The organism is Mesorhizobium australicum WSM2073, assembly GCF_000230995.2.
GTDB lineage: Bacteria > Pseudomonadota > Alphaproteobacteria > Rhizobiales > Rhizobiaceae > Mesorhizobium > Mesorhizobium australicum.
Genome location: NC_019973.1, coordinates 3,131,325 through 3,155,753, shown reverse-complemented (window position 1 = coordinate 3,155,753; position 24,429 = coordinate 3,131,325). Strand labels below are relative to the sequence as shown.

The 24,429-nt window shown below is 64.5% G+C and carries 24 protein-coding genes and 1 pseudogene; 15 read left to right on the top strand and 10 right to left on the bottom strand.

Features of this window, described 5'->3' with window-relative positions:
• Positions 1-146 precede the first annotated feature (146 nt).
• Positions 147-1,058: a transcriptional regulator GcvA gene (locus MESAU_RS15130; RefSeq protein WP_015316903.1), complete on the top strand. Its 912-nt coding sequence runs from the start codon at positions 147-149 to the stop codon at positions 1,056-1,058.
• Between the two features lie 69 nt (positions 1,059-1,127).
• On the opposite strand, the gene MESAU_RS15125 is transcribed toward MESAU_RS15130, so the two are convergent.
• The gene (locus tag MESAU_RS15125) at positions 1,128-1,580 is read right to left on the bottom strand and encodes a winged helix-turn-helix transcriptional regulator (protein WP_015316902.1); all 453 of its coding nucleotides are present in this window, start codon (positions 1,578-1,580) and stop codon (positions 1,128-1,130) included.
• A 113-nt stretch (positions 1,581-1,693) separates the two neighbouring features.
• Between MESAU_RS15125 and MESAU_RS15120 the strand changes: the two genes are divergently transcribed.
• Positions 1,694-1,990, top strand: coding sequence for a YciI family protein (locus tag MESAU_RS15120; protein ID WP_015316901.1), 297 nt, complete (start codon positions 1,694-1,696; stop codon positions 1,988-1,990).
• Between the two features lie 51 nt (positions 1,991-2,041).
• A complete protein-coding gene (locus MESAU_RS15115; RefSeq protein ID WP_015316900.1) occupies positions 2,042-2,857 on the top strand; it encodes an oxidoreductase in 816 nt (271 codons plus the stop codon).
• A gap of 165 nt (positions 2,858-3,022) precedes the next feature.
• On the opposite strand, the gene arsK is transcribed toward MESAU_RS15115, so the two are convergent.
• From arsK to MESAU_RS15095, 4 genes and pseudogenes are all read right to left on the bottom strand, one after another.
• A complete protein-coding gene (gene arsK, locus MESAU_RS15110) occupies positions 3,023-4,249 on the bottom strand; it encodes an arsenite efflux MFS transporter ArsK (RefSeq protein ID WP_015316899.1) in 1,227 nt (408 codons plus the stop codon).
• Positions 4,230-4,643, bottom strand: coding sequence for an arsenate reductase (glutaredoxin) (gene arsC, locus MESAU_RS15105; RefSeq protein ID WP_015316898.1), 414 nt, complete (start codon positions 4,641-4,643; stop codon positions 4,230-4,232). Before arsC ends, arsK begins: the two co-directional genes overlap by 20 nt.
• Positions 4,640-5,331: pseudogene (locus tag MESAU_RS15100) on the bottom strand (aquaporin). The gene arsC and the pseudogene MESAU_RS15100 overlap by 4 nt, the downstream one beginning before the upstream one ends.
• 41 nt (positions 5,332-5,372) lie before the next feature.
• Entirely contained in the window at positions 5,373-5,726 is a 354-nt protein-coding gene (locus MESAU_RS15095; protein WP_015316896.1) for an ArsR/SmtB family transcription factor, read from the bottom strand.
• 42 nt (positions 5,727-5,768) lie between these two features.
• Here MESAU_RS15095 and MESAU_RS15090 point away from each other — a divergent pair, with 42 nt between their 5' ends.
• A complete protein-coding gene (locus tag MESAU_RS15090) occupies positions 5,769-6,299 on the top strand; it encodes a DUF6428 family protein (RefSeq protein ID WP_015316895.1) in 531 nt (176 codons plus the stop codon).
• 77 nt (positions 6,300-6,376) lie between these two features.
• Here MESAU_RS15090 and MESAU_RS15085 read toward each other — a convergent pair whose 3' ends face one another.
• Entirely contained in the window at positions 6,377-6,589 is a 213-nt protein-coding gene (locus MESAU_RS15085) for a tautomerase family protein (RefSeq protein ID WP_015316894.1), read from the bottom strand.
• Positions 6,590-6,676: 87 nt separating this feature from the next.
• Positions 6,677-7,432 (bottom strand): SDR family oxidoreductase, encoded by a 756-nt coding sequence (locus tag MESAU_RS15080; protein ID WP_015316893.1) that lies wholly within the window; start codon positions 7,430-7,432, stop codon positions 6,677-6,679.
• A 103-nt stretch (positions 7,433-7,535) separates the two neighbouring features.
• Between MESAU_RS15080 and MESAU_RS15075 the strand changes: the two genes are divergently transcribed.
• The 3 genes from MESAU_RS15075 (at position 7,536) to MESAU_RS15065 (ending at position 10,698) form a co-directional block, all read left to right on the top strand.
• On the top strand, positions 7,536-8,429 hold the full coding sequence (locus tag MESAU_RS15075) for a LysR family transcriptional regulator (RefSeq protein ID WP_015316892.1): 894 nt from the start codon (positions 7,536-7,538) through the stop codon (positions 8,427-8,429).
• A 155-nt stretch (positions 8,430-8,584) separates the two neighbouring features.
• A complete protein-coding gene (locus MESAU_RS15070; RefSeq protein ID WP_015316891.1) occupies positions 8,585-10,243 on the top strand; it encodes an acyl-CoA synthetase in 1,659 nt (552 codons plus the stop codon).
• 104 nt (positions 10,244-10,347) lie between these two features.
• Positions 10,348-10,698: a DUF2200 domain-containing protein gene (locus tag MESAU_RS15065; RefSeq protein WP_015316890.1), complete on the top strand. Its 351-nt coding sequence runs from the start codon at positions 10,348-10,350 to the stop codon at positions 10,696-10,698.
• A 66-nt stretch (positions 10,699-10,764) separates the two neighbouring features.
• Here MESAU_RS15065 and MESAU_RS15060 read toward each other — a convergent pair whose 3' ends face one another.
• On the bottom strand, positions 10,765-11,655 hold the full coding sequence (locus MESAU_RS15060) for a LysR family transcriptional regulator (protein ID WP_015316889.1): 891 nt from the start codon (positions 11,653-11,655) through the stop codon (positions 10,765-10,767).
• A gap of 205 nt (positions 11,656-11,860) precedes the next feature.
• Between MESAU_RS15060 and MESAU_RS15055 the strand changes: the two genes are divergently transcribed.
• Positions 11,861-12,796 (top strand): DMT family transporter, encoded by a 936-nt coding sequence (locus MESAU_RS15055; protein WP_015316888.1) that lies wholly within the window; start codon positions 11,861-11,863, stop codon positions 12,794-12,796.
• Positions 12,797-12,846: 50 nt separating this feature from the next.
• Positions 12,847-13,569, top strand: coding sequence for a haloacid dehalogenase type II (locus MESAU_RS15050; RefSeq protein WP_015316887.1), 723 nt, complete (start codon positions 12,847-12,849; stop codon positions 13,567-13,569).
• Between the two features lie 46 nt (positions 13,570-13,615).
• Here MESAU_RS15050 and MESAU_RS15045 read toward each other — a convergent pair whose 3' ends face one another.
• Positions 13,616-15,664: an ABC transporter ATP-binding protein/permease gene (locus MESAU_RS15045; protein WP_015316886.1), complete on the bottom strand. Its 2,049-nt coding sequence runs from the start codon at positions 15,662-15,664 to the stop codon at positions 13,616-13,618.
• Positions 15,665-15,788: 124 nt separating this feature from the next.
• On the opposite strand from MESAU_RS15045, the gene MESAU_RS15040 reads away from it, so the two are divergent.
• The 6 genes from MESAU_RS15040 (at position 15,789) to MESAU_RS15015 (ending at position 23,034) form a co-directional block, all read left to right on the top strand.
• Positions 15,789-16,673, top strand: a complete 885-nt coding sequence (locus tag MESAU_RS15040; RefSeq protein WP_015316885.1) for a hypothetical protein — start codon at positions 15,789-15,791, stop codon at positions 16,671-16,673.
• A gap of 231 nt (positions 16,674-16,904) precedes the next feature.
• On the top strand, positions 16,905-18,797 hold the full coding sequence (htpG, locus tag MESAU_RS15035; protein ID WP_015316884.1) for a molecular chaperone HtpG: 1,893 nt from the start codon (positions 16,905-16,907) through the stop codon (positions 18,795-18,797).
• 207 nt (positions 18,798-19,004) lie between these two features.
• Entirely contained in the window at positions 19,005-19,883 is an 879-nt protein-coding gene (locus tag MESAU_RS15030) for an ABC transporter permease (RefSeq protein ID WP_083883012.1), read from the top strand.
• Between the two features lie 13 nt (positions 19,884-19,896).
• On the top strand, positions 19,897-20,739 hold the full coding sequence (locus MESAU_RS15025) for an ABC transporter permease (RefSeq protein ID WP_015316882.1): 843 nt from the start codon (positions 19,897-19,899) through the stop codon (positions 20,737-20,739).
• Positions 20,736-21,878, top strand: a complete 1,143-nt coding sequence (locus tag MESAU_RS15020) for an ABC transporter substrate-binding protein (RefSeq protein ID WP_015316881.1) — start codon at positions 20,736-20,738, stop codon at positions 21,876-21,878. The genes MESAU_RS15025 and MESAU_RS15020 overlap by 4 nt, the downstream gene beginning before the upstream one ends.
• Positions 21,871-23,034, top strand: coding sequence for an ABC transporter ATP-binding protein (locus MESAU_RS15015; RefSeq protein WP_015316880.1), 1,164 nt, complete (start codon positions 21,871-21,873; stop codon positions 23,032-23,034). Before MESAU_RS15020 ends, MESAU_RS15015 begins: the two co-directional genes overlap by 8 nt.
• Positions 23,035-23,206: 172 nt before the next feature.
• Here MESAU_RS15015 and MESAU_RS15010 read toward each other — a convergent pair whose 3' ends face one another.
• The gene (locus tag MESAU_RS15010; RefSeq protein ID WP_015316879.1) at positions 23,207-24,364 is read right to left on the bottom strand and encodes an NAD(P)/FAD-dependent oxidoreductase; all 1,158 of its coding nucleotides are present in this window, start codon (positions 24,362-24,364) and stop codon (positions 23,207-23,209) included.
• Between the last annotated feature and the right edge of the window lie 65 nt (positions 24,365-24,429).

Genomic DNA, 24,429 nt, shown 5'->3' with positions numbered 1-24,429 from the left:
CTCACACTTGTCTGGTCAATTCAGCGCATCGATGAACCGGAAAGCCGGTGTGGATGCTTGGTACGCCTGAATATTGGGCCATTAAGGGCTGGACGACAAACGACTCTTTGTGCAGGATTTGTGAGTACCACTCACAGGTCGATCCAATGCCGCGCAGACTGCCGCCCCTCACCGCTTTGCCCGCCTTCGACGCGGCGGCCAGGCATTTGAGTTTCTCCAAGGCCGCGGAGGAGCTCAACCTCACCCATGGCGCGGTCAGCCGCGCCATCCGCAACATCGAGGACAGGCTGGGCATCCAGCTCTTCGATCGCGGCACACGCTCCGTGCGCCTCACGGGCGTCGGCGCGGCCTATGCGGCGGAAGTCGGCAAGGCGCTCGACCAGATCGCCGCCGCCACCATTGCCGCCACGCCCGACCGCTCGACGCGCATTCTCAATGTCAGCACGTCCGACGGCTTCGCCGGCCGCTGGCTGGTGCCGAGGCTGCATCGTTTCCATCGCGCCAATCCCGACATCGACGTGCGGCTGGCGACTTCGGGCGTGCTGGCCGATTTCGTCAGCGACGGCATCGACATATCCATCCGCTACGGCCGCGGCGGCTATAGCGGGGTGACGGCGGAGTTCCTCGCCGACGAGGAGGTCTTCCCCGTCTGCAGCCCGGAACTGCTGCAAGGCGAGCATCCGCTGCATCTGCCAGCGGACCTCAGGCACCACAAACTGATCCACGACGCCTTTCGCATCGACTGGGCGACATGGCTTGAGCAGGCCGGTGTCGAAGGCATCGACCCCACACGCGGCGTGCGCTTCGATTCCGCCACCTTCGCCGTCGAGGCCGCCGTGCATGGCGAAGGCGTGCTGCTCGGCCGCAGCGCGCTGGTCTCGGCCGACCTCGCGGCAGGCCGGCTGGTCCGGCCCTTCGATCTCGCGCTGAAATCGGCGGCCAGCTACTACGTCGTCTATCCCGAAGGCGCGCTGCGCCAGAAAAAGATCAGGGCGTTCCGTGACTGGCTGTTCGCCGAAGTGGCCGCCGACTGGATTGGTGCGAAGAAGAGCGGCTGATCCGAGGAAGGCCCACCTGAATTCCCTCTCTTGCCGGCCAGCTATCGCCGTTCGCTCCGGCGCATCCAGTCAGTCCGACGGGCCGTCAGGCAGCTTGGGCGTCACGATCTGTATGGGACGACTGCCGATCGGCGCCCCGGTCCCGCGATCGATGCTGACTGGGTCGATTTCGGTTCCTGTCTCGGCGTCGAAGAACCGGGTGAAATTGCCACCGCCCCGGTGCTTGCTGCCCCAGGCGGCGAGCGAGAACAGCACCGGAAGCAAATCCCGACCGGCCTCGGTCAGCACATATTCATCCCGTGGCGGCCGCTCCGAATATCGCCGTTTCTCCAGCAGCCCTTCCTGAGTCAAGGTCGCCAACCGGCTGGTCAGCATCGTCGGAGCGATGCCGAGATTCTTGCGAAATTCGTCGAAACGGCTGAGCCCCGCATGGGCATCGCGCATGATCAGCATGCTCCACGTGTCACCCATCGTGCCGAGGCTGCGGGCGATCAAACAGGGCTGGTTGGAAAGATTCTTCACGACGATACCATTTTGATAGTGACTTACTACTGATTTGATAGTATCTGATCTCGCGAGGCCGTTCCACCGAAAAATGATGGTGACGGCCGGTCATCGCGCCGCTGGAGTCCCAAATGAAATTCTATCTGTGCAAGTACATCCCGCCCCGTGCCGACTTTCTTGCATCGATGACTGGCGACGAGCGGGAATGGATGAGGCAGCATGGCGCCTTCTTGGACGAGTTGCTCGACCGCGGACTGATCGTCGCCCATGGTCCGGTGATGGATCCAGGCGGCGGCTATGGCTTGTCGCTATACCGGATCGCCGACGACCAGGACATCCAGGCGATAACCTCACAAGACCCCATCGTGAGAAATGGCGCCGGCCATTACGAACATCACCCCATGCTTCATCTGAGCGTACACGGCTGACAAGTCCGTCGGCACAAAGCGTCATGATCATGCATCTCGAAGGAAATTGAAATGAACAACAAACATCGCGGCGTCGCCGTCGTCACCGGAGCAGCGGGCGGCATCGGGCTCGCGACAGCCAAAGCCCTTCAGTCGGCCGGCTACCGCGTCTTCGGCACGAGCCGGAAAGCCGCGACCGGGTCACCGCCCGGGATCACGATGCTGAGCTGCGACGTAACCGACGCGGACTCCGTCGCAAGCATGGTGTCGCAAGTGATAAGCCAGGCCGGGCGCATCGACCTGCTGGTCAACAATGCCGGCAATGCACTGATCGCGGGTGCGGAAGAATCGTCCGTCGAACAGGCAAAGACCCTTTTCGACGTCAACGTCTTCGGTCTCATCCGCGTCACAAACGAGGTGCTGCCGATCATGCGACGTCAGGGCGGCGGCCGGATCGTCAACATCAGCTCGGTTGTCGGCTTTGTCCCCAGCCCGTTCAGCGCGCTCTACACATCCACGAAACATGCCGTCGAGGGCTACTCCGAGTCGCTGGACCATGAGGTCCGCCCCTTCGGTATTCGCGTCCTGCTGGTCGAACCGGCCTTCACCCGTACGGCTCTCGATCACAATGCGACGAAGCCGGACAGGATGATGAGTGTCTATGACCAGGCGCGGGCAACGGCAACCGCGGTCTGGAACAGGGCGATCGAAACCGGCGATGCTCCCGAGGTCGTCGGCCAGGCGGTCGTCACCGCGGCCACCGCGACATCGCCGAAGCTGCGCTATCCCGCCAGCAAGCAGGCGCGTCGCCTATACCTGCTGCGACGGTTTGTTCCCGCGCATGCCTTCGACAAAAGCCTCCGAAAACAGATGAACCTGCCGTCGTGACAAAGGCGCGTAGCCACTGTTCGGCGAGCCGGTTTTGAAACGCCAGACATCCGCTGCTGCGGCCGGACGATTTGAGGCATCACAAGCCGATCCACGACGGTTCCGAGAGGGGAAATTGAGCCGGCGGAGTGGCGCCAAACCGCCTCTGGGCATTCCTGCCCGGTTTCAGGTGGCGCTCGACACTTTCGCGATCGCCGCCAGCACCAGCAGAGCCAGACAGCCAACAAGTGCCATCAGGCCCAGCGACCAGGAAATGCCGATATGGGCCATCGCCAATGCCAGGGCGAACGGCGCGACCGCCGAGACGATCAGGCGGGCGGACATGGCGCGTCCCTGCAGCCGGCCATAGCCTTCGCTGCCGAACAGCATCAGCGGCAGTGCCCCGGTGACGATGCTGAACAGCCCGTTGCCCATTCCGAAGACGATGGCGAACGCCATCGCGCCGGCGATCGAAGGCGCGGTGCCAAGCAGGATGGCCACGCCCGCCGTCATCAACACGGCTGAGATGATGGCGAGCCGCAGCGGCGGCAGGTTGATCCCGTAGACCATATTGATGAAACGGCTGAGCACCTGCGACGGCCCGAACAGCGTTCCGACGATGGCGGCGGCGGCACCCAGACCAAGCCCGGACAGCAGCGGCACCATATGGACCAGCACGGCGGCGCTGACCAGGTTCTGGAGCGAGAAAGCGACAACCATCAAGGCAAAGCCGAGCGGCCGCGCCGGGGCCGGCAGCGATCCCGCGACGTGCCGTGGCGGCTCGATCGCCGCGCGCCTGCTCCTGGCCAGCCCCTGCGAGAGCCAGGCGTGCAGCGGCAGGCAGACCAGCAGGTTCAGCCCGGCAAAGACGAGGTAGACGTCTCGCCAAGGCAAATGCGCATGCATGGCCGATGTGATCGGCCAGAAGACTGTCGATGCGAAACCGGCGACGAGGGTGAGATAGGTTATGCTGCGCTGCGCGGCACGCGGCCGTATCTGGACCAGCAGCGCGAAGGCCGCGCCGTATTGGACAAGGTTCGATGCTGCCTCCAGCGCAATCAGCGCGCCGACGAAGGCTGGACCGTTGGGCGCATAGGCACAGGCGGCAAGCGCAGCGGCAGCAACGGCCGAGCCGGCGGTCATGATCCGTCCCGCGCCAAAACGGTCGATCCAGCCGCCGAGCAAGGGGGCGGTTAGCCCGCCGGCCAGCAGCGCGGCCGATAGCGCGCCGAATATCCATTCGGTTGGCCAGCCCATATCCTTCGCCATGTCGCCGGCAAGGATGCTGAAACTGTAATAAAGCGTACCGTAGCCGATAATCTGGGTGATCCCGAGCGCGGCGACAGCCGCTATCGGGGCACGCTCCGCGGTCTCGGCTTTTGCAAGGCTTCCATCATTGCCTACCGCGGTCATGGCTCACCACCTCGCCGTCTTCCTTGGTGAACCGGCTCACCGGGTGGTCGAGCAGATCCAGCACAAGCTCGGACGGACGGCACAGCCGTGTCCCTCTCGGCGTTTCGACGATCGGCCGGTTAATCAGGATCGGATGCTCGAGCATGGCATCGAGCAGTTGGCCGTCGGACCATTTTGGATCGGCCAGGCCCAGTTCGGCATAGGGGGTGCCCTTTTCACGCAGCAGGGCGCGCACGGGAATTTCGAGCGTCGCTATCAACTGCTCCAGCCGCGCACGTGGCGGCGGATGTTTCAGATATTCGACGATGGTCGGCTCCTCGCCGCTCGCCCTGATCATGGCGAGCGTGTTGCGCGAGGTGCCGCAGTCCGGATTGTGGTAGATGGTGATCGTCATGGCCTGGCCTCGATGGGGAACGGTTGAACGTGCGGCTGCAGCAGCCATGTCGTCAGCGCCAGGGCAATGCCCGCGCCGGCCAGTTCGGCGGCGATGAAGCCCGGCAGGCTTGCCGGACTGATTCCGGAAAACTGTCCGTCAGTGACCGTGCGGCCGCGACCGCTGGGTTGGCGAACGATGTCGATGCGGTGAACCAGTAGGCGGCGGTGATATAGAGGCCGACTAGCCAGGGGATGGCCGAGCGCTCGAAACGCAGGCCGGCGAGAATGACCGCCAGCAACCCGAAGGTCGCGATCCCATCCGAAAGCCAGAGCGCGGGTCCCGTTCGGTCATGCGTCGACAAGGCGAGCGGCGAAAGCCCGAACATCAGGTGCGCGCCGACCGTGCCGGCGACGCCGCCCGAGAGTTGGGCGAGCACATACCAGGCGCAGTCGCTCGCCGGCAGCCGGCGCGACAGCGCCAGGACCATTGAAACGGCCGGATTGAAATGAGCGCCCGAGACCGGCCCCAGTATCGTGATGAGCACCACGAGGATCGCGCCCGTCGGCAAAGTGTTGCCAAGCAGCGTCAGTGCGCGATCGGTCGTCAGCGACTGCGCCATGATACCGGAGCCGACCACCGTGGCCACCAGCAAGCCGGTGCCGAGAGCTTCCGCCGTGAGCCGGCGCGGCAAATCAAAACCGGCCATGTCCCGGATGGAGGACGCGCCAGGCACAGTGTGGCCGCCAGTCATCGGGCAGGCTCCCGCGTGTCGGCCGCACAGCAGCCCGGCAACACCGCCGGCGCGCAGATTTCCGGCCGGCTGGAGCAACAATCCTCCATCAGGAAGCGGATAAGACCGCTCAGCATGTCATACTCGGCGCTGTAGACCATGGAGCGGGAATCGCGGCGCACGCTCACCAGCCCCGCGCGTTCAAGCTCCTTAAGGTGGAAGCTGACGTTGGACGCCGAAACCTCGACCTTTTCGGCGATCGCCCCGGCGGCGATGCCGTCGGGGCCGGCGATCACCAGATGGCGCAGCACGCGCAGCCGTGTTTCCTGCGACAGCGCCGCGAAGGCCGCCAGGGCTTGACGTTCATTCATATTTCAACAATCCTATGAATATTGAACCAAGGATTATCGCACATGCTCGCCTCTGACAATCGGGAATTTGATCCCGTGATCACGGCCGACCCCCGGGACATCACCATGGCCGGCTTGCTGGACTTTCTGGCGGATCACAGGGAAAAGCCACTGGTGTTTTTCCATGAAGGCGGGCCAGTGTTGCCGGGCTACCATGTCACCGAGGTCAAGGCCGGCCGCTTCGACGCGCTCGACTGCGGCGGGAATCCGGAATCATGGTCGGAGATCTTCGTGCAGCTATGGGACGTCAATGAGGACCGCACCCATATGCCGGCTGGAAAATTCGCGGCGATCATCCGGAAAGTGACCGAGCATGTCGGTCTCGACCAGGCGGCCAAGCTGACCTTCGAGGTCAGCGACGGCGTGCGCCCGATGCAGCTCTACCGGGCCGCCCTGCCCCGGCTGGCCGACGGCGCCGTGCATGTCGCGCTTGCGCCACGGCCAGCGAGTTGCAAGCCGCGCGACCGCTGGCTGGAGGAGGAAAAGAAGGCCAAGGCCTGCTGTGGCCCCTCCGCCGGGCCATGCTGCGGCTAACGGAGGGTGCTTTTGAGCATGTGAGTACCGGAAGCGCGGGCGTGAGCCATGTGCAGGCCGGCCGGACATCGGCAACCTTAGTCCTTGGCGCGAAAAGCGTCCGGCACCACGAACACTTCGTCGGCGCGGCCATAGCCGCCATCGGCGACTTCCTCCACAAGCACCATCGTGTAGGGCCGCACGCCCTCGCCGAAAAAGTCGACGAACATGGCGGTCGTGCGATGGATGAGGTCTTCTTTCTGTGCCTTGGAGAGCGCCGCCTGCGGCATCTTGATATTGGCGAATGGCATGGTCTTTTCCTTGTCTTCTCAATCGTTTGGGCTAGGTTTCGAATGGAACGGGAGGCAGGCCGCCACAGCAGCAGCGGCCAGCCTCCTTCAGATCACGCCGCCATTGGCGCGGATGATTTGCCCGTTGACCCAGGCACTGTCCGGCCCGGCCAGGAACGAGACCACGCCGGCAATGTCGTCGGGCTGGCCGAGCCTGCCGAGCGGGATCATCTTGGCCGTGGCCTCGATCTGCGCCGCGCTCTTGCCATCGGTGAACAGCGCCGTCTCGACCGGTCCGGGCGCCACCGCGTTGACGGTGATGCCGCGCGCGCCAAGCTCCTTGGCCAGAATGTGCGTCATCGCCTCTCCCGCCGCCTTGGTGGCGGCATAGACGCCGTAACCCGGCTGGTAGAGGCCGACCACGCTGCTCGAAAAATTGACGATGCGGCCGCCATCGCGAATGCGTTTTGCGCCTTCGCGCATGCCACGGAACACGCCGCCGAGATTGATCGCGACCTGGGTGTCGAAGAAGGCATCATCGGCCTGTGCGATCGGCGAAAGCTTCATGATGCCGGCATTGTTGACCAGTATATCGATGCCTCCGAACGCCTTCTCGCCGGCGTCGAAGAGGCTGGCGATACCGGCCGGAACCGCGATATCGGCTTGCACGGCGATCGCCTTGCCGCCATCGGCTTCGATGGCGCGCACCAGCGCCTCGGCCTCGGCCTGTCCCCGCGCGTAATTGACGACGACGGCGATGCCGTCACGGGCGAGCCGCCGCGCGATCGCCGCGCCGATGCCCTTGGAGGCGCCGGTCACGATCGCCGCTTTAGTTTGGCCCGTGCTCGTTTGGCCTGAAGTCATGGAAGTCTCTCCTTCTTATTGGTGAGACGGATATAGGCCGAACCAACTTCCGGATAATCAGCCTTGTCTTGACATCACTATTCGGAAACTGCGAACAAAGACCATGGATCGCCTGGACACGATGCGGCTCTTCGTTCGCGTGCTGGAGCGGCGCAGCTTCACCGCTGCCGCCGCCGATCTCGGCCTGCCGCGCTCGACCGCGACGGAAGCGGTCCGGCGGCTGGAAGAACATCTCGGCGCAAGGCTGCTCGAGCGCACCACGCGCCAGGTGAACGCCACGCAGGACGGCGAGGCCTATTACCGGCGCTGCCTGTCCATCCTGGCCGAGATCGAGGATGCCGAGGCCGCCTTCCGCAATGCCGAACCCTTCGGCCTGCTGCGCATCGACGCCAGCACGCTGCTCACACGCACCTTCCTGTTGCCGCGCCTGCCGGAATTCCTCGCCCGCTATGCCAGGATCGACCTGCAGATCGGCCAGAGCGACCGGCTGGTCGACCTGGTGCGCGAGGGCGTCGACTGCGTCATCCGCGTCGGCGAGCCGCCGGACAGCGGCATGATCATGCGCCGCCTTGGCATGATCCGCGAGATGACCTGCGCCAGCCCCGCCTATCTCTCCCGCCACGGCACGCCCGCCTCCCCCGATGCGCTGGACGGCCACCAGGCGATCGGTTTCGTCTCCTCCCGCACCGGCGAAGTGCTGCCCTTCGAATTCACCGTCGGCGGCAAGACGCGCGAGGTCAGGCTGCCCGGCCGCGTCGCCGCCAACAATTCCGACACCGCCGCCGACCTCGCCCGGCTTGGCCTCGGTCTCATCCAGGCGCCGCGCTATCGCTTCGAGAAGGATTTGGCAGAGGGAACACTGGTCGAGGTGCTGGCCGGGTATCCGCCCTCGCCGACACCGCTGTCGGCGCTCTATCCGCAGAACCGGCAGCTTTCGCCGCGCCTGCGCGTCTTTCTCGACTGGGCGGCACGCATCTTCGCCGAGGCGAACCTGTAAGCGCAATTCCGGGAAAAGTGTGTAGCGGTTTTTCGTCCGGAGTTGCGTCAATACAAAGGAACAGGCACTCGCCGTTGCCCATCGGCGCCATCTGATGTCAATGTCGCCGCGACAGCGCGCCATGGGGAGATGGCGCACCGCCAGGGAGGATTTTCATGACCAAGCAGCAAGCCGGCTTGCCGCGCTATGACGATGCCGTTGCAAGCTTTCGTATTGAGGATGAGATCGCGAGACTGCAGGGCGACCCCGCGACCGGCATCAACGCCTATGTCGAATGCTGCGGCCGGCACACCGGCGGAAACCGCCTGGCGCTGCGCGCCATCTCTGCCGGCGGCGAACTCAGCGAATTCAGCTTCGAGGATCTCGCCGACATGTCCGGCCGCGTCGGCACTCTGCTGAAGGAGTTGGGCGTCGGCCCGGGCGATGTCGTGGCCGGCATGCTGCCGCGCATCCCCGAACTGGTGGCGCTGATCCTCGGCGCCTGGCGCATCGGCGCGGTCTACCAGCCGCTGTTCACTGCCTTCGGCCCGAAGGCGATCGAACACCGGCTTGGCTACAGCGGCGCCAGGCTGGTGGTGACCAATCCGGCCAATCGCGGCAAGCTCGACGAGGTCGCGAACCCTCCGCAAATCGCCACCATCCTCGGTGCTGGCGACGCCCTGTCCCCGGGCGACATCGATTTCCGTGCTGCGCTTGCCGCCGCCTCACCCAACTGCGACCCGGTGATGCGCAAGGGCGAAGACCTGTTCATGATGATGTCGACCTCGGGCACCACCGGCCTGCCGAAGGGCGTGCCGGTGCCGCTCAACGCGCTGCTCGCCTTCGGCGCCTATATGCGCGACGCGATCGGCCTGCGCCCAGACGACATCTTCTGGAACATCGCCGATCCGGGTTGGGCCTATGGCCTCTACTACGCCATCACGGGACCCCTGCTGCTCGGCATCGCCACGACCTTCAACGAGGGCGCCTTCACCGCCAAAAACACCTATGATGTCATCGAGCGGCTTGGCGTCACCAGCCTTGCCGGCTCGCCCACCGCCTTCCGCCTGCTGCTCGCCGAAGGTCCCGACGCCGCCGCGCGTGCAAAAGGCCGGCTGCGTGTGGTGAGCAGCGCCGGCGAGCCGCTCAACCCGGAAGTGATCCGCTGGTTCGACGCCCATCTCGCCGCGCCCATCCACGACCATTACGGCCAGACCGAGAACGGCATGATGGTCAACAACCATCACGGCCTGGCGCACCCTGTCCGCGCCGGCTCGGCGGGCTTTGCCATGCCGGGCTATCGCATGGTGGTGCTGGACGAGGCCGGCAACGAGCTCGGCCCCAACCAGCCCGGCATCCTCGCCGTCGACATCGCCAACTCGCCGTTGCGCTGGTTCGACGGCTACCACCAGGCCGAAACGCCGGCCATATCGGGCGGCTACTACCGCACCGGCGACACGGTGGAATACGAGCCGGACGGCTCGGTCTCCTTCATCGGCCGCGCCGACGACGTCATCACCTCGTCAGGCTACCGCATCGGCCCCTTCGACGTCGAAAGCGCGCTGATCGAACATCCCGCCGTCAACGAGGCGGCGGTGGTCGGCGTACCCGACCCGCAGCGCACCGAGATCGTCAAGGCCTTCGTCATCCTGGCGCCCGCCTACGAGGGCAGCCCGGAACTCGCCGAAGAACTGGCGCAGCATGTCCGCAAACGCCTCTCGGCCCATGCCTATCCGCGCGAGATCGACTTCGTCGGGGAATTGCCGAAGACCCCTAGCGGCAAGATCCAACGGTTCTTGTTGCGCAAGGCTGAGGTGGAGAAAAGGAACGGGTGAAGGGCGGCGGGAAGATTGGAGTCGGTCCTGCGCCAATTGCTGAGACCTGCGCATTGGAGGCAAAGTTGAGTGCGGGCGATAGGCGCCACCGGTAAGGGCACGTCATGACGGAGCATCGAATCTATTCCACAAGCTTTGCCAGCGTCTATCCGCACTATGTCGCCAAGGCGCAAAGGAAAGGACGCACCAGAGCCGAGGTCGATGAGATCATCCGCTGGCTGACGGGCTACACCGAGAAAGAACTCGACGCCGAACTGGAGAAGAAAACCAGCTTCGAGGATTTCTTTGGTCAGGCCCCTCGACTGAATCCTTTGCGGAATTTGATTACAGGGGTGGTCTGCGGCGTCCGCGTGGAAGATATTGAGGATCCACGGATGAAGGAAATTCGCTACCTCGATAAGCTGATCGACGAGCTTGCGAAGGGGAAAGCGATGGAGAAGATACTCCGGAAATGAGGCGAGAGGCTCGAGCGCGCGATATCATCGACCGGGCGCACGGGCGCCAACGCTAATCACGCCTCCTCACACCGCGATCTGCAGGGTCCCGTGGCGCTTCACCTCAGCCTCTATCTCCCGCACCAGCGTCTCCAGCGCGGGATTGCGGACGTTGCGGGTGCGGCGAATGACGTAGGCGAGGTCCGGAGGCTTGGGGAACGACTTGTCGACGATCTCCATGCCGGGCCGCAGATGGCGCTGGCTGAGCAGCGCCACGCCGAGGCCGGAGGTCACGCCGGCGATGATGCCGGCCGCGCTCGAACATTCGAACACGATCTCGAACACCGTTCCCTCGTCCTGGCCGAGATCGAGGCCCCAACGGCGATAGAAGCAGTTCTCGTCGAAGGACAGGAACGGCACCGGGTCGCCTTTCCCAAGGGTCAGCTCGGGCGACTTCACCCAATGCAGGGTCTCGCGGAACAGCGGGACATCGGTGGGGCGGACGTCGTGCTGGAACACCTGGATGATGGCAGCGTCGAGCGCGCCCTCGCCCAACAGCTTCTGCAAGGCAAGGCTCATACGCACCTGCGTGCGCACGCTCACCTCGGGGTACAGCCGGCGAAACCGGCCAAGGATGCGCGAAAGGTCCGTGCAGGTCGTATCCTCGGTCATCCCCAAAGCGATCTTGCCTTGCAGCGTGCTCTTCGACAGGCTCAGGATCGCCTCGTCATGGATGCCCAGGATGCGCCTGGCATAGCCCAGCAGATCCTGCCCTGAACTGGTGAACATCGGCGCATTCGCCTTGCGGCTGAGGATTTCGCAGTCGAGACTCGCTTCCAGCCGCCTGATCTTGTGGCTGACGGCCGATTGCGACAGGCCGAGCATCTCGGCTGCCCGGGTAACGCCGCCATGTTTCTCGATCGCCACCATCGCCCGCAAGGCATCGACATCCAGGCGGCGGCTCATCACTCCAGTCATGACAATCCTCGTTTGAAACGAAAGCAGCGCTTCAAGGTTTCGGCAGAGAACGGGCTTTGAGGTCAATCATATATGCCACATCTCGCGCCTATTTCATGGATATATCGAAATTTGTCATGTGCAAAGGCGCTTGCGCGCCGCCATAAATCCCGCATCCGAGATCGGCCGTGATCCGCTGGCGAACTCGCTTCGACGAAGAGACCGCATGACGCTCCCGAAACCTCCGTCCCGTCGCCTGGCCTGGCCGCTTCTGGCGGCAGCCCTGGTCGTAAGCTGGAGCTCGGGCTTTGTCGGCATCCGTTACGCCAGCGAGAGCGCCGACGTCATGCTCGTGCTGTTCTGGCGAACCTTGATGTCAGGGCTGGTCCTTCTGCCCTTCGCGCTCATGGTCGGGCCGCGCATCGGCGTCCGGGCGCTGCTCCAGCAGATGGCGTTCGGCGTGGCGATGATGTTCCTCTATCTCGGCGGCTTCGCGCTTGCCATCGGCCAGCGCGTGCCGACCGGCCTGGTCGCGCTGATCTCGGACCTCGTCCCCCTCGCCATCGCGGCACTGTCGCAGCCCGTTCTCGGCCACCGGCTGACATCGAGGCAGTGGACCGGAACGGCTCTCGGCGTGCTCGGCGTGCTGGTCGTCTCGCTGAACAGCCTCAGTCTCGGCACCGCGCCGGCCTGGGCGTACGTGGTCACGATCGCTTCCATGATGGTCTTCGCTCTGGCGACCGTGCTGCAGAAGCGGATGGGGACGATCAACATGCCCATCCACCAGAGCCTGTGCATCCAATGCCTGACGGCGGCGCTGTTTTTTGCCGCTTGCGCCGAATGGAAAGGCGGGCTGATGCCGCCCCTTGATGGCCGGTTCGAGTTCGGCATCGCCTGGCTGGTGCTGTTTTCGACCTTCTTCTGCTACGGCGTCTATTATGCGAGCCTGCGCCTCCACAGCGCCGCGCAGGTCAGCAGCATGATCTATCTCAGCCCGCCGGTGACGATGCTCTGGGCCTGGCTGCTCTTCGGCGAGCCCCTTTCTGCGGCGATGGTCCTTGGCCTCGCGGTGACGCTGGTCGGCATCTGGCTGACATCGTCGCGCGGCACCGCACCGAAGGGCGAGGCAGGTTTGCGCCCAGCCGGGCAGCCAGCCGATTGATCACGATCCACGCAAACGCCAGCCAATTATCCAACTCAAGGGAGTGAACCATGAAGCTGACTGATTTCAAGGCCTTGACCTTCGACTGCTACGGTACGCTGATCGATTGGGAATCCGGCATGATCGACGCCCTGAAGCCGCTGACCGGGCGGGTTGGCCGCGGCCTCGGCCGCGACGAGATCCTGCAGGCGCATGCCAGGCACGAATCCAGCCAGCAGGACTGGACGCCGCAAAAGCGCTACTGCGACCTTCTGGCTGTCGTCTACAAGCGGCTCGCCGAGGAATGGGGCGTCGTGACCACGCCGGAGGAATGCATCGCCTATGGCCAAAGCGTGAAGGACTGGCCGGCCTTTGCCGATACCGCCGCCGCCCTGCAATACCTCAAGCAGCACTACAAGCTCGTCATCCTCTCCAACGTCGACAATACGAGCTTCTCCTTCAGCAACAGGAAGCTCGGCGTCGATTTCGATGCGATCTACACGGCGGAGGACATCGGCTCCTACAAGCCGTCGCCCCGGAATTTCGACTATATGCTGGAAAAACTGGCGACGCTCGGGATCGGCGACAAGCAAGTCCTGCACACGGCCGAAAGCCTGTTTCATGACCATGCCGTGACCAACCGCCTGGGCCTTAAATCGTGCTGGATCCACCGCCGGCATGCCGATCAGGGTTTCGGCGCCACGATGCATCCCGGCGAGATGCCGAAGGTGGACTTCCGCTTCGACAGCATGGCCGACCTCGCCAAGGCGCATCAGGAAGAATTGGGCGGCTGATAGAAGGCCATCCCTTGAGCTGAAACCAGAACTCGCCTGAGCGTCATCAACTCTTTTTACGGGCGGCGCCGCGCTTTTCGGCGGAAGTGCCGGAACCCCACAGGGCGCGGCCGAGCAAGCCCCTGCGTTTGCGCGGGGCGAGGTCGATATCGCTGACCAGCTTGGCGCCACCCTTGCGCCGCTCGAGCGTGATCTTGCGGCTGTGGAAGGCCTCCAGCTCGGCGCGGTGCGCCACGCTCAAGATGGTCACATTAGGCAATTCGTGGATGATGGTCTCCATCATCCTGTCCTGGCTCTTCTCGTCGAGTGCCGCCGTCGCCTCGTCCAGCACGATGATATCGGGCGCGTGCAGGAGCAGCCGCGCGAAGGCCAGGCGCTGCTTCTCGCCGCCCGACAGGGTCTGGTCCCACGGCGCGTCTTCCTCGATCCGGTCGCCGAGATGACCGAGCCCCACCTTGTCGAGGGCAGCCCTGATCTGCGGGATCGTCCAATCCTCGGCGGCGCCTGGATAGGCAGCGGCCCGGCGCAGCGTGCCCGAGGGGATGTAGGGGCGCTGCGGCAGCATGAACATGCGCTTGCCCGGGTGGAAATCGACGCTGCCGCCGCCCCACGGCCACAAGCCCGCTATCGCCCGCACGAGCGTGCTCTTGCCCGAACCGGATTCGCCGGCCACCAGCAGCCGCTCGCCCGGCTGGATCACCACCTCGGTTTCCTTGACCACGGCGGTGCCGTCATCGAGCGACACGGACAGATTGTTGAGGTTGAGCATCGTGTCGTCCTTGGTCTCGCCGCGATTGATGCGTCCGAGCGCGTCGCTCTCTTCCGCGCGCTCGAGCCCATCCAGCGACATCATCAGCGAGGCGATGCGCCGTGCCGAGGCGTTCCAGTCGGCCAGGCGCGGGTAATTGTCGACCAGCCATCCGAACGCGCCCTGCACGATGGCAAAGGCGGATGCCGCCTGCATGACCTGCCCAAGCGACATCGAGCCGTCGAGGAATTTTGGCGCGCACAAAAGCACCGGCACCACCGGCGCGAACAGGCTCGATCCCTGCGAGACCAGCGCCGTGCGCATGTGCTGGCCAGCAAGCATCGCCCACTTCCCCAGCACGCCGGCGAAGGTCCTGTCGATGCCGCTGCGCTCCTCCTCCTCGCCGCCGAGCAGGGCGATGCTCTCGCCGTTTTCGCGCACGCGCATCAGCGTGTAGCGAAATTCCGCTTCCGCCTGGTTCTTCTGCTCGGAGAGTTCGACGAAATGCCGGCCGATGACCACCATCGAGGTGGAGGTGATGCCGGCATAGATGACCGCGGTGATGACGAGAAAGCCCGGAATGGTGACGGTCGAGGAGCCGATCGGCAGCGTCAGCGCGCCGCCGATGGTCCACAAGACGACGATGAAGGTCGAGGCCGCCAGGAACGCGTTGAGCACGCCGGAGACGAAATCAACAGGCGATTCGGTGGCGATCCGCAAATCGTCGGCGATGCGGGCTTCCGGGTTCTGGTGATCGCCGCTGACGAGATTGAGCTGGTAGTAGCGGCCGTTGGTGAGCCAGCGGCCGATGATGGATGTAGTGAGCCAGGAGCGCCAGCGGCGCTGGATCGTCATGCGCAGATAGACCTGCGCAACGACAAGGCTGACGCTTCCAAGCACCAGCGGCACGAACACGGCGCTCAGGAAATAGACGGTCGGCGCATTGCGCTGCTCGATGGCGTCGAAGATCGAGCGGTTCCAGACATTGATCCCGTACTGGAAGCCGACATTGACGCAGATCAGGATCAGGAGCGCGATCGTGCATGGCCAGGCGAGCTTGTCGCCCCGCCGGCTCCAATAGCCGCGCGCGCTGATCCAGAAGCGCTTCAGCAGGTATTTCTTGCGCGCCTGTTCGGCCTGTTCGGGGCTCAGCTGCGGATCAGGTTCCACCGCCGCTGGCGGCGGCGCCGCCTCGCCGACGACCTCGGATGCGGCCTCGACATCGGGTACCTTCTCCCGGCGGGGCTTCCTGGCACCGTTTGGCTTGGCGCCGCCGGCCGGCCTCTGTTTGGGTTTGATGTCTGCCACAACGGCCATAACGGCCTGGGTATCGGAAGGTTTCATCATGAGGGCTTGCGACCTTGCCAGGGCTGTCCTGGTGCCCCGATATCCGCCACGTCTCGCCATGAGTTCACCGCCGCACAATCGCCACCAAGCCACGCGAAGAGCTTGTAAAACGGAGGTTTTCACGATGCGTCTGGTCTGGACTTTGGTGTTCGCGCTGGCGAGCGGTGCGGCGTATGCGGCTTCGCCGGAGGACGACTACATCGCCGCGCGCGACAAGGCGATCGCGGCCATCGCCGCGATGGAAAGCGCGAACGCTCCCGTGGAAACGCTCGATGCGGCCAATGAGAAGGCCCGCGCCGATCTCGAACAGCGCCTTTCGACGCTTCTTGGACCTTTCACGGTCAAGGGTTTTCCGGCGGCCGGCAGGATCAATATCGAAAGCCTCAGTTCCTCCGATGTCGGCTTCGGCATGCTGGACGGGCTGCGTCACGGCACCGAGGACGGCCCCAGCATCGTGGCGTCGACACGCGGGCTGGTCGAGCGCTGGCTGCAATCGCGTGCGGCCGAGACGGACGCCGACCTCAAACTGCCCACCAGCTTCGACGCGGCGCTGAAGCTCGATGCGTTCTACACCCAGGCGATCGGCAGCGACGCCGCTTTCACCGGCACGCTCGACTTCAACCTGAAGACGCCCGACGGCGCCGACATGGCGATCGCCCGCCTCGGCGGCTGGGCACAGGACGTCGGACCTAACTACGACCAGGAAATCGTCGTCACGCTGGTCAAGGGCAACAGTGTCATGATCGCCGAGGCGCCCGCGACACCGCCCGTCCCAAGGATCGCGGCCTGCGACGCGGTGTGGACCGCGGCTGACGCCGCCGCCCAGAAACTGGTCAAGCAGGCCACCGACGACAGCGACGAAAATACATCCGATGCCGCCGACGCCGCCTGGGCAAAAGGCGACAGCGACTTCCGCGCCTGCATGGGCAAGAACCTGCGCGACAACCCGGCCTTCCCCACGCTGCTTGCCCAGGCGCAGGCGCTTGCCGACCAGATGGCGGGGAAGTAGGGCGCGCAGGACCGGCGCGGCGCCGACGCTGCCAATCTCCCCCTTCGCGGGGGAGATTGGCTGTTTCGTCGTCAGCACCGTTTCCACCCCCTTGCGGCCCCAGCATCCCATCACGATATTGTCGGCGCGTTGGCCTTGCTGACGGCAGTTGCCAGCACCGTTGAAAATTGGTGAAAGGAAGTCCTGATCGCGCATGGCGCGGCGGGCGGAGGAAAGCGTGGGAAACCCGGAATGACGACAGACACGAAAGCGACGGAAACCAAGGCATTCGAGGCGGATGTTTCGCGGCTGCTGCACATGATGGTGCATTCGGTCTATTCCGATAAGGACGTCTTCCTGCGCGAACTGATCTCCAACGCCGCCGACGCCTGCGAGAAGCTGCGCTTCGAGGCCGTCAGTCGCCCCGAATTGCTGGCCGACGATCCGAAGCCCCGCATCTCGATTTCAGCCGATCCCGACGGCAAGCTGATCACCGTCGAGGACAACGGCATCGGCATGAGCCGCGACGACATGACGGAGGCGCTGGGCACGATCGCGCGCTCGGGCACGCGCGCTTTCATCGAGCGCGTCGGCGCCGGCAATTCGAGCGAGGACACGCAGCTCATCGGCCAGTTCGGCGTCGGCTTCTACTCCGCCTTCATGGTCGCGACCCGTGTCGACGTCATCAGCCGCCTGGCGGGAAGCGAAGAAGCCTGGCGCTGGTCGTCCGACGGCAAGGGTTCCTACGAGATCGCGCCCGCCCCGCTCGAAGCCGCCCCCAAGCGCGGCACCCGCGTCGTGCTGCATCTGATGGACGACGCCGTGTCCTACACCGGATCCTATCGGCTCGAGCAACTGGCCAAGTCGCAGTCGGGCCATGTGCCGGTGCCGATCACGCTCATCGAGAGGCCCGGTGCCGAGGCGCGCGACATTGCCGATGGCACGGCCCTTTGGGTCAGGCCGAAGAGCGAGATCAAGCCCGAGGAATACACCGACTTTTACCGCGGCGTCTCCGGCCAGTATGACGAGCCGGCCGCCACCATCCATTTCCGCGCCGAGGGCCGGCAGGAATATAGCGTGCTGGCCTTCGTGCCCGGCTCGCGTCCCTTCGATCTCTTCGACCAGGACCGGAAGGGCCGCATGAAGCTCTATGTGCGCCGCGTCTTCATCACCGACGATGCCGATCTGTTGCCGCGCTACCTGCGCTTCATGCGCGGGCTGGTCGATTCCGCCGACCTGCCGCTCAACGTCTCGCGCGAGATGATCCAGGAAAGCCCGCTGCTTGCCGCGATCCGCAAGGGCCTGACCAACCGCGTGCTTGGCGATCTCGCCAAGCTGGCGGAGAACGAGACCGAGGCCTATGCGAAGATCTGGGAAAACTTCGGCGTCGTCCTCAAGGAAGGGCTCTACGAGGACCATGAGCGGCGCGAGCAGCTCTTGAAGCTCGCCCGCTTCCGCTCAACCGCCTCCGGCGAAGGCTGGCGCGGCCTTGCCGAATACGTCTCGGCGATGAAGGAAGGGCAGAAGGCGATCTTCTTCATGGCCGGCGACGACCGTGCACGGCTCGAAGCCTCGCCGCAGCTCGAAGGTTTCAAGGCACGCGGCATCGAGGTGCTGCTGCTCACCGACCCGGTCGACAGTTTCTGGACGTCGATGGCGCCCGAATTCGACGGCAAACCGTTCAGGTCGGTGACGCAGGGCGTGGCCGAACTTTCCGAGATCCCGCTGCTCGACGAGGCGAACAAGCCGGATGCGGCGGCGGCGCCCGAGGTCGATGGCTTCCTGGCCTTCCTCAAGGCGGCGCTTGGCGATGCAGTGTCGGACGTGAAGGCCTCCGACCGCCTGACCGAAAGCGCGGTCTGCCTGGTGGCGCCCGAACACGGTCCCGACCGGCAGTTCGAGCGGCTGCTCAACGCCGCCGGCCGCCTCGACAAGACGGCCAAACCGATCCTCGAGATCAACCCCCGCCACCAGCGCGTCCTGGCGCTCGCCAGCCTCGGCGAAGACGAACAGGCCTTCAAGGAGGATGCCGCCCACCTTCTCTACGACGAGGCGCGCGTCCTCGACGGCGACAAGCCGGCCGACGCAAGGGCGTTTTCGGAGCGCCTCGCCCGGCTGATCGCGCGCGGTATTTCGAAGGGCTGAGGAGACGCCGGCCAGCCGTTCCCGACGTGTGGTCGAACGGGGTTGCGTGGCGACCCCGTCTCCCGACAAATTTCGGCATCTCTCGCACCCGGCGACACTGAAGTCCGCTGGCTCAATCGCCGACTGTGGACATCGCGCCTGCAATCCCTCAATCTTGGCCCGGGAACAAAACAGGCCTTCAAAGAAGGCGCGGACTTCCGGGTGCTCATGGAACGACGATGGACATTGTATGATCCACGGCTGGCCTGGATGCTGGTCGCGCCGGTGCTCTTGCTGCTGATTTTTTTCCTGGTGCTGCCGATCGCCGTGATGGCCGGCTATACCTTCTTCACCTTTGTCACCGCCGGCGTGGAAACGAGCGCGCTGACGACCGCGAACTGGCACGAATTCCTCACCGACAGCTACTATCACGGCTTCCTCCTGAAGACGCTGAGGGTCGGAGCCATGACGGCGCTGCTGTGCGGCGTGCTCGGCTACTTCCCCGCCTATTTCATCTGGGCCACGACCTTCAAGCACAAATGGCTGCTGCTGCTTTTGCTGATCGTGCCGTTCTGGATCAGCTTCACCATCCGCACCTTTTCCTGGATCAACATCCTGGGGGAACAGGGCGTCATCAACGTCGCGCTGCTCAAAATGGGCATCATCCATGAGCCGCTGCAGATGCTCTACAACGAAGGCGCGGTCATCCTGGGCATGCTGCACTTCCTGCTGCCCTACATGATCCTCAACGTCTATGTCAGCCTGGAGAGCATTGATCGCACGTTGATTTCGGCGGCCCGCTCGATGGGCTGCACGAGTGCGCAGGCGTTCCGGGAGGTCACGCTGCCGCTGTCGCTGCCCGGCCTGGCGGCGGGCCTGCTGCTTTGCTTCGTGCTGGCCGCCGGCAGCTATGTGACGCCGCAGCTTCTCGGCTCGGGCCGCGACGCTCTGTTCGGCAACCTGATCTACGACACCATCATGGGCGAATTGAACTGGCCGATGGGAGCCACGCTTTCGATCGTGCTGTTCATCGTGCTCGGCTTCTTCGCCGCCGTCTACACGCGCTACATGGGCATGTCGCAGATCGTCAAAGGGCTTGGCGGATGACGGGGCTTGCAGGATGAGGGGAACACGGCGCAGGCAGGAAGGGAGATGGGCCTGGCGGCTGACCGGCTTTGTCACGGTCTGCGTCTACGTCTTCATGTTCGCGCCGATCGTGGCGACGGTGGTCCTGTCGTTCAACGCCTCGATGTTCGGCGGCTTCCCGATGACCGGCTTCAGCCTGCAATGGTACGGCAAGCTGATGGCCAACGAGGCGGTGCTGGCTGCCTTTCGAACATCCTTGTGGATCGCATTGGTCACCGCCATCGTCACCACCGCCATCGGCGTCACCACGGCGTTTGCCTTGGTCCGCTTCGAATTTCGCGGCAAGCAGGCGCTGAGCACGCTGGTGATCCTGCCGGCATTGGTGCCGGAAACCATCCTCGGCGTCGGCCTGCTGGTGCTGATCAAGGCCATCGACCAGCCGAGGACCATGCTGCTCCTGGTGCTTGGCCATATCCTGCTCGCCGTGCCCTATGTGGTGCTGATCGCCCAGGCGCGCATGATCGGCATCCGGCGCGTCTACGAGGAGGCCGCACTGTCGCTTGGCGCCTCTCGCTTCTCGTCCTTCCGCGAGATCACGCTGCCGCTGCTCATCCCGGCCGTTGTCGGCGGCGCCCTGCTCGCCTTCACCATTTCGTTCGACAACACCTCGGCCAGCCTGTTCTGGCGGCCGGCCGGCGTCGAGACCATGCCGACCCAGATCCTTTCCATGCTCAAGATTTCGATCAGCCCGGAGATCAACGCGCTCGGCACCGTGATGATCCTGGTGACCGTCGGCATCCCGCTGATCGGTGGCCTGATCCTGCAAAGCCTGACAAAACTGAGAAGACGTGGCGAACCAAAGGAGGAAATACAATGAAACTCACCACCACCAAGCGGCTGGAACGGCTGCACGATCGATACGCCAATGGCGACCTGAGCCGCCGCACGTTCCTGACGCTGACCGCAGCCGCGGCAGCATCGGCGGGCCTTTCCATGCCCTGGATGGGCCGGGCGCTCGCCGCGGTCCAGGAGGTTCGCTTCGACGGTTGGGGCGGCACGGTGCAGGATGCGATCGACAAGTTCGCCTTCCAGCCCTACACGACCAAGACCAAGATCAAGGTGGTCCAGGGCACGTTCGGCGACGAGGACGAGATCATCACCAAGATCAAGACCGCCAAGCCCGGCGACTACCAGGTCATCCATTCCTCCGGCGTCAACTACTACATCAAATACGTGAACGCCGGCCTGACCTCGGAAATCAACGAGGCCAACATTCCCAACATGGCGAACGTGCTGCAGCCGATGATCGAGCCGTTCCGCAAGCTGACGCCGAAGCTCTCCGCCGTGCCCTACGACTACGGCACGACGGGCATCGCCTACAACACCAACGTGATCTCGCCGGAGGAAGCCAAGGAAAAGGGCGCCGGGCTCCTGCTCGACAAGAAATACGCTGGCAAGGTCGGCGGCTATTCCGACATGACGACGCGCGTCTGGTATGCGGCGCTCGCCACCGGGCAGGACCCCAACAACCTCAAGGACATGGACGCCATCTGGGCCAAGGTGCGCGAGACGCGCGACCTCGCCAAGAAGTTCTGGAGTTCCGGCGCGGAGCTGATGGACCTGCTTTCCAAGGGTGAGATCGTGGTGACCGATGCCTGGTCGGGCCGCGTCGCCGCGCTGCAGGACCAGGGCCATCCTATCGGCTATCTCGATCCGGCCGGCTCCTACGCCTGGATGGAGGACATGCTGATTCTGAAGGGTTCGCCCATGGCCGAATGCGAGGAACTCATCAACTTCATGCTCGACCCGGCGACCTCGATCGCGGTGGCCGAAGGCCAGAGCTATCCGCCGTCGCTCGATCCTAACAAGGTCAAGCTGACCGAGAAGATCGAGAAGCTGCCGGCATTCGACAAGACGGGCACGATGAAGTCGCTGACCTTTGCCGATCCGACCTACTGGGCGACCAACGAGGACGCCTGGACCAAGCAGTGGAACAGGATCTCGAAGGGTGCCTGACAGCCAGGAAACGACACTCCATCCCCGGCCTGTTCAGGCCGGGGCAGCCGGCGCGAGCGCGGCCGCCGAGGCGAACAGCCCGGCGGTCGAGTTCCGCGACATCGACATCGCCTACGGCAAGTTCGTCGCGGTGCGCGATTTCTCGCTCTCGATCCGCAAGGGCAGCTTCGTCACCTTGCTCGGGCCTTCGGGTTGCGGCAAGACCACGATCCTGCGCTCCATCGCCGGCCTGGTCGATATTTCGGGCGGCCAAATCATGATCGACGGGCGGCGCGTCGACGACGTCCCGATCTACAAGCGCAACATCGGGCTGGTCTTCCAGAGCTACGCGCTCTTCCCGCACAAGAACGTATTCGACAACGTCGCCTTCGGCCTGAAGTACCGCAACGTGCCGAAGCCCGAGATCGTGCGCAAGGTCGGCAAGGCGCTCGAAATGGTGCGGCTGCCGGGCAGCGAGAAGAAGCTGCCGTCGCAACTGTCAGGCGGGCAGCAGCAGCGCATCGCGCTCGCCCGCGCCATCGTCTTCGAGCCGCAGGTGCTGCTGCTGGATGAGCCGTTGTCGGCGCTGGACGCCAACATGCGCGAGGAGATGCGCGTCGAGATCAAGAAGATCCAGAAGGAAACCGGCATCACCGCCATCTTCGTCACGCACGACCAGGAAGAAGCCCTTTCCATGTCGGATCGTATCGTGGTGATGAACGCGGGCGCGGTGGAGCAGATCGGCACTCCGGAGGAGGTCTACGAGGCGCCGGCGACAGCCTTCGTCGCCGACTTCCTCGGCAAGGCCAACATGCTTGCAGGGACCGTGAGCCGGTCCGGCCAAGGAACGGCAACGGTGGTGCTTGGCACCAGCCAGACGGTCAGCGTGGCTTGTCCAAGGCCGCTTGCCGACGGCAGCAAGGTCACCGTCGTGGTGCGGCCGCAGAAATTTTCGGTCGGTGCTGGAACGAGCGCCAATCGGCTGTCCGGCCGCGTGATCTCGGCCTCCTATCTGGGCGGCAGCGCGATCTACGAGATCGACATCGGCGGCAAGACCAGCCTCCGCGCCAATACACCGATCACTGGCCGCGTGCTTCGCGAAGGCGAGACGATCGAGTTGGGTTTTGCCCCGGACGGCTGCGTGCTGCTGGACGGGGCCGGGAAGCGGATTTCCTGAAGGTCGCGGGCGCTTGGTGCGGTTCAGCCACCATTTGATGCGCCCGTGCCGTCTCGCGCAACAGCCCAGATCCCAGCCGCCTGAAGGCGTGGGGTCTGCAGATCCCCATCGGGGCTCTAAACGCTTGTTTCCGCAATTCCGGCAGCGCCGGTCTGGTTTCAACTCGCACCGGTCAGTGATCGACTTTGCGGATGTTGCGCTCGGCCGTGGGTGCAAGGCTCCCGGCTCCGGGCACTGAAGCCGGCGCGCCTTGAAGAACCCAATCCGCCGCGATCTGCCCGATCACCGGCGCCAGCTGGATGCCATAGCCTCCGGCGCCGGCGGCGGTGACCAATGCCGGTTCCGAGGCATCGATCGGTCCGACGAGCGGCCGATGATCGGCCGTGACAGGATAAAGGCCGGCCCAGCCACGGCCAAGCCGCGCGCCCGGCAGATCGGGCAGCCGTTCCAGCAGCAGTTCGGCCAGGTGGACCTTCGATTGCTCCTCGCACTGGTCGTTGTAATTGTCCGGATCCTCGGGAGCGATGGACGTCACCTTGTGGATCTCGGCAATCAGCGCGCCTGGCTTGTCGTGGCGGAAATTAAGGCCGCTGCCCTCGCCGTCCACGAGGTCCATGACCATCGGCATCGTATAGTCGAGCGGCCTGTCCAGATGGATGACGACCGCCTCATGGCGCTCGGGCCATATGTGCAGGCGCTGGCCGAAGAGCTCGGCGACCCGCGGCGCCCAGGCGCCGCCTGCGTTGACCACGGCATCGCATTCGACCGGATCGCCATTGGTCTCCAGCCTGTAGCCGCCTGGCCGCCTTCCCACCCCGAGGACCTTGCGGTACTGGTGGATGTCGCCGGCCTTTTCGCGGACGATCCGCGCCAAGAAATTGCACATGTCATAGGGATCGAGAAAGCCGTTGTCGGGTCCGAACAAACCGCCTTCGAGCCCGTCGGGGCTGAGGTGGGGAACAAGGTCCCTGAGTTCGTTCGCACGGATCAGGCGCGACTTCAGGCCGGCCCCGCCCTGAATCTCGACTGATTTCGCGAACAGCTCCATCTGCGCGGGCGTGCGCGCGAGCCGAAGATAACCGATGTGGTTGAATTGAAGCCCCTGCCCCTCCCACTGGCGAAACCGGCGGAACGATTGAACGCGAAGCATGATCTCGAACGGATCGGTAAATTGCGACCCGACAACGCCGACCGACCTGCCGCTCGAGCCCGAAGCGATCGACTGCGCTTCCAGCACCGTCACGCGCGCGCCCTGTTCGAGGAGGTTGAGCGCCGTGCATAGGCCCAGCGTGCCCGCACCGATCACCGCGACATGGAGGGAAGCTGTCATATTGTCACCTGCGTTCAGGCATGGTCCCCGATGTTCCAGAGCTCATGCTTCGACAAAGAGATAGG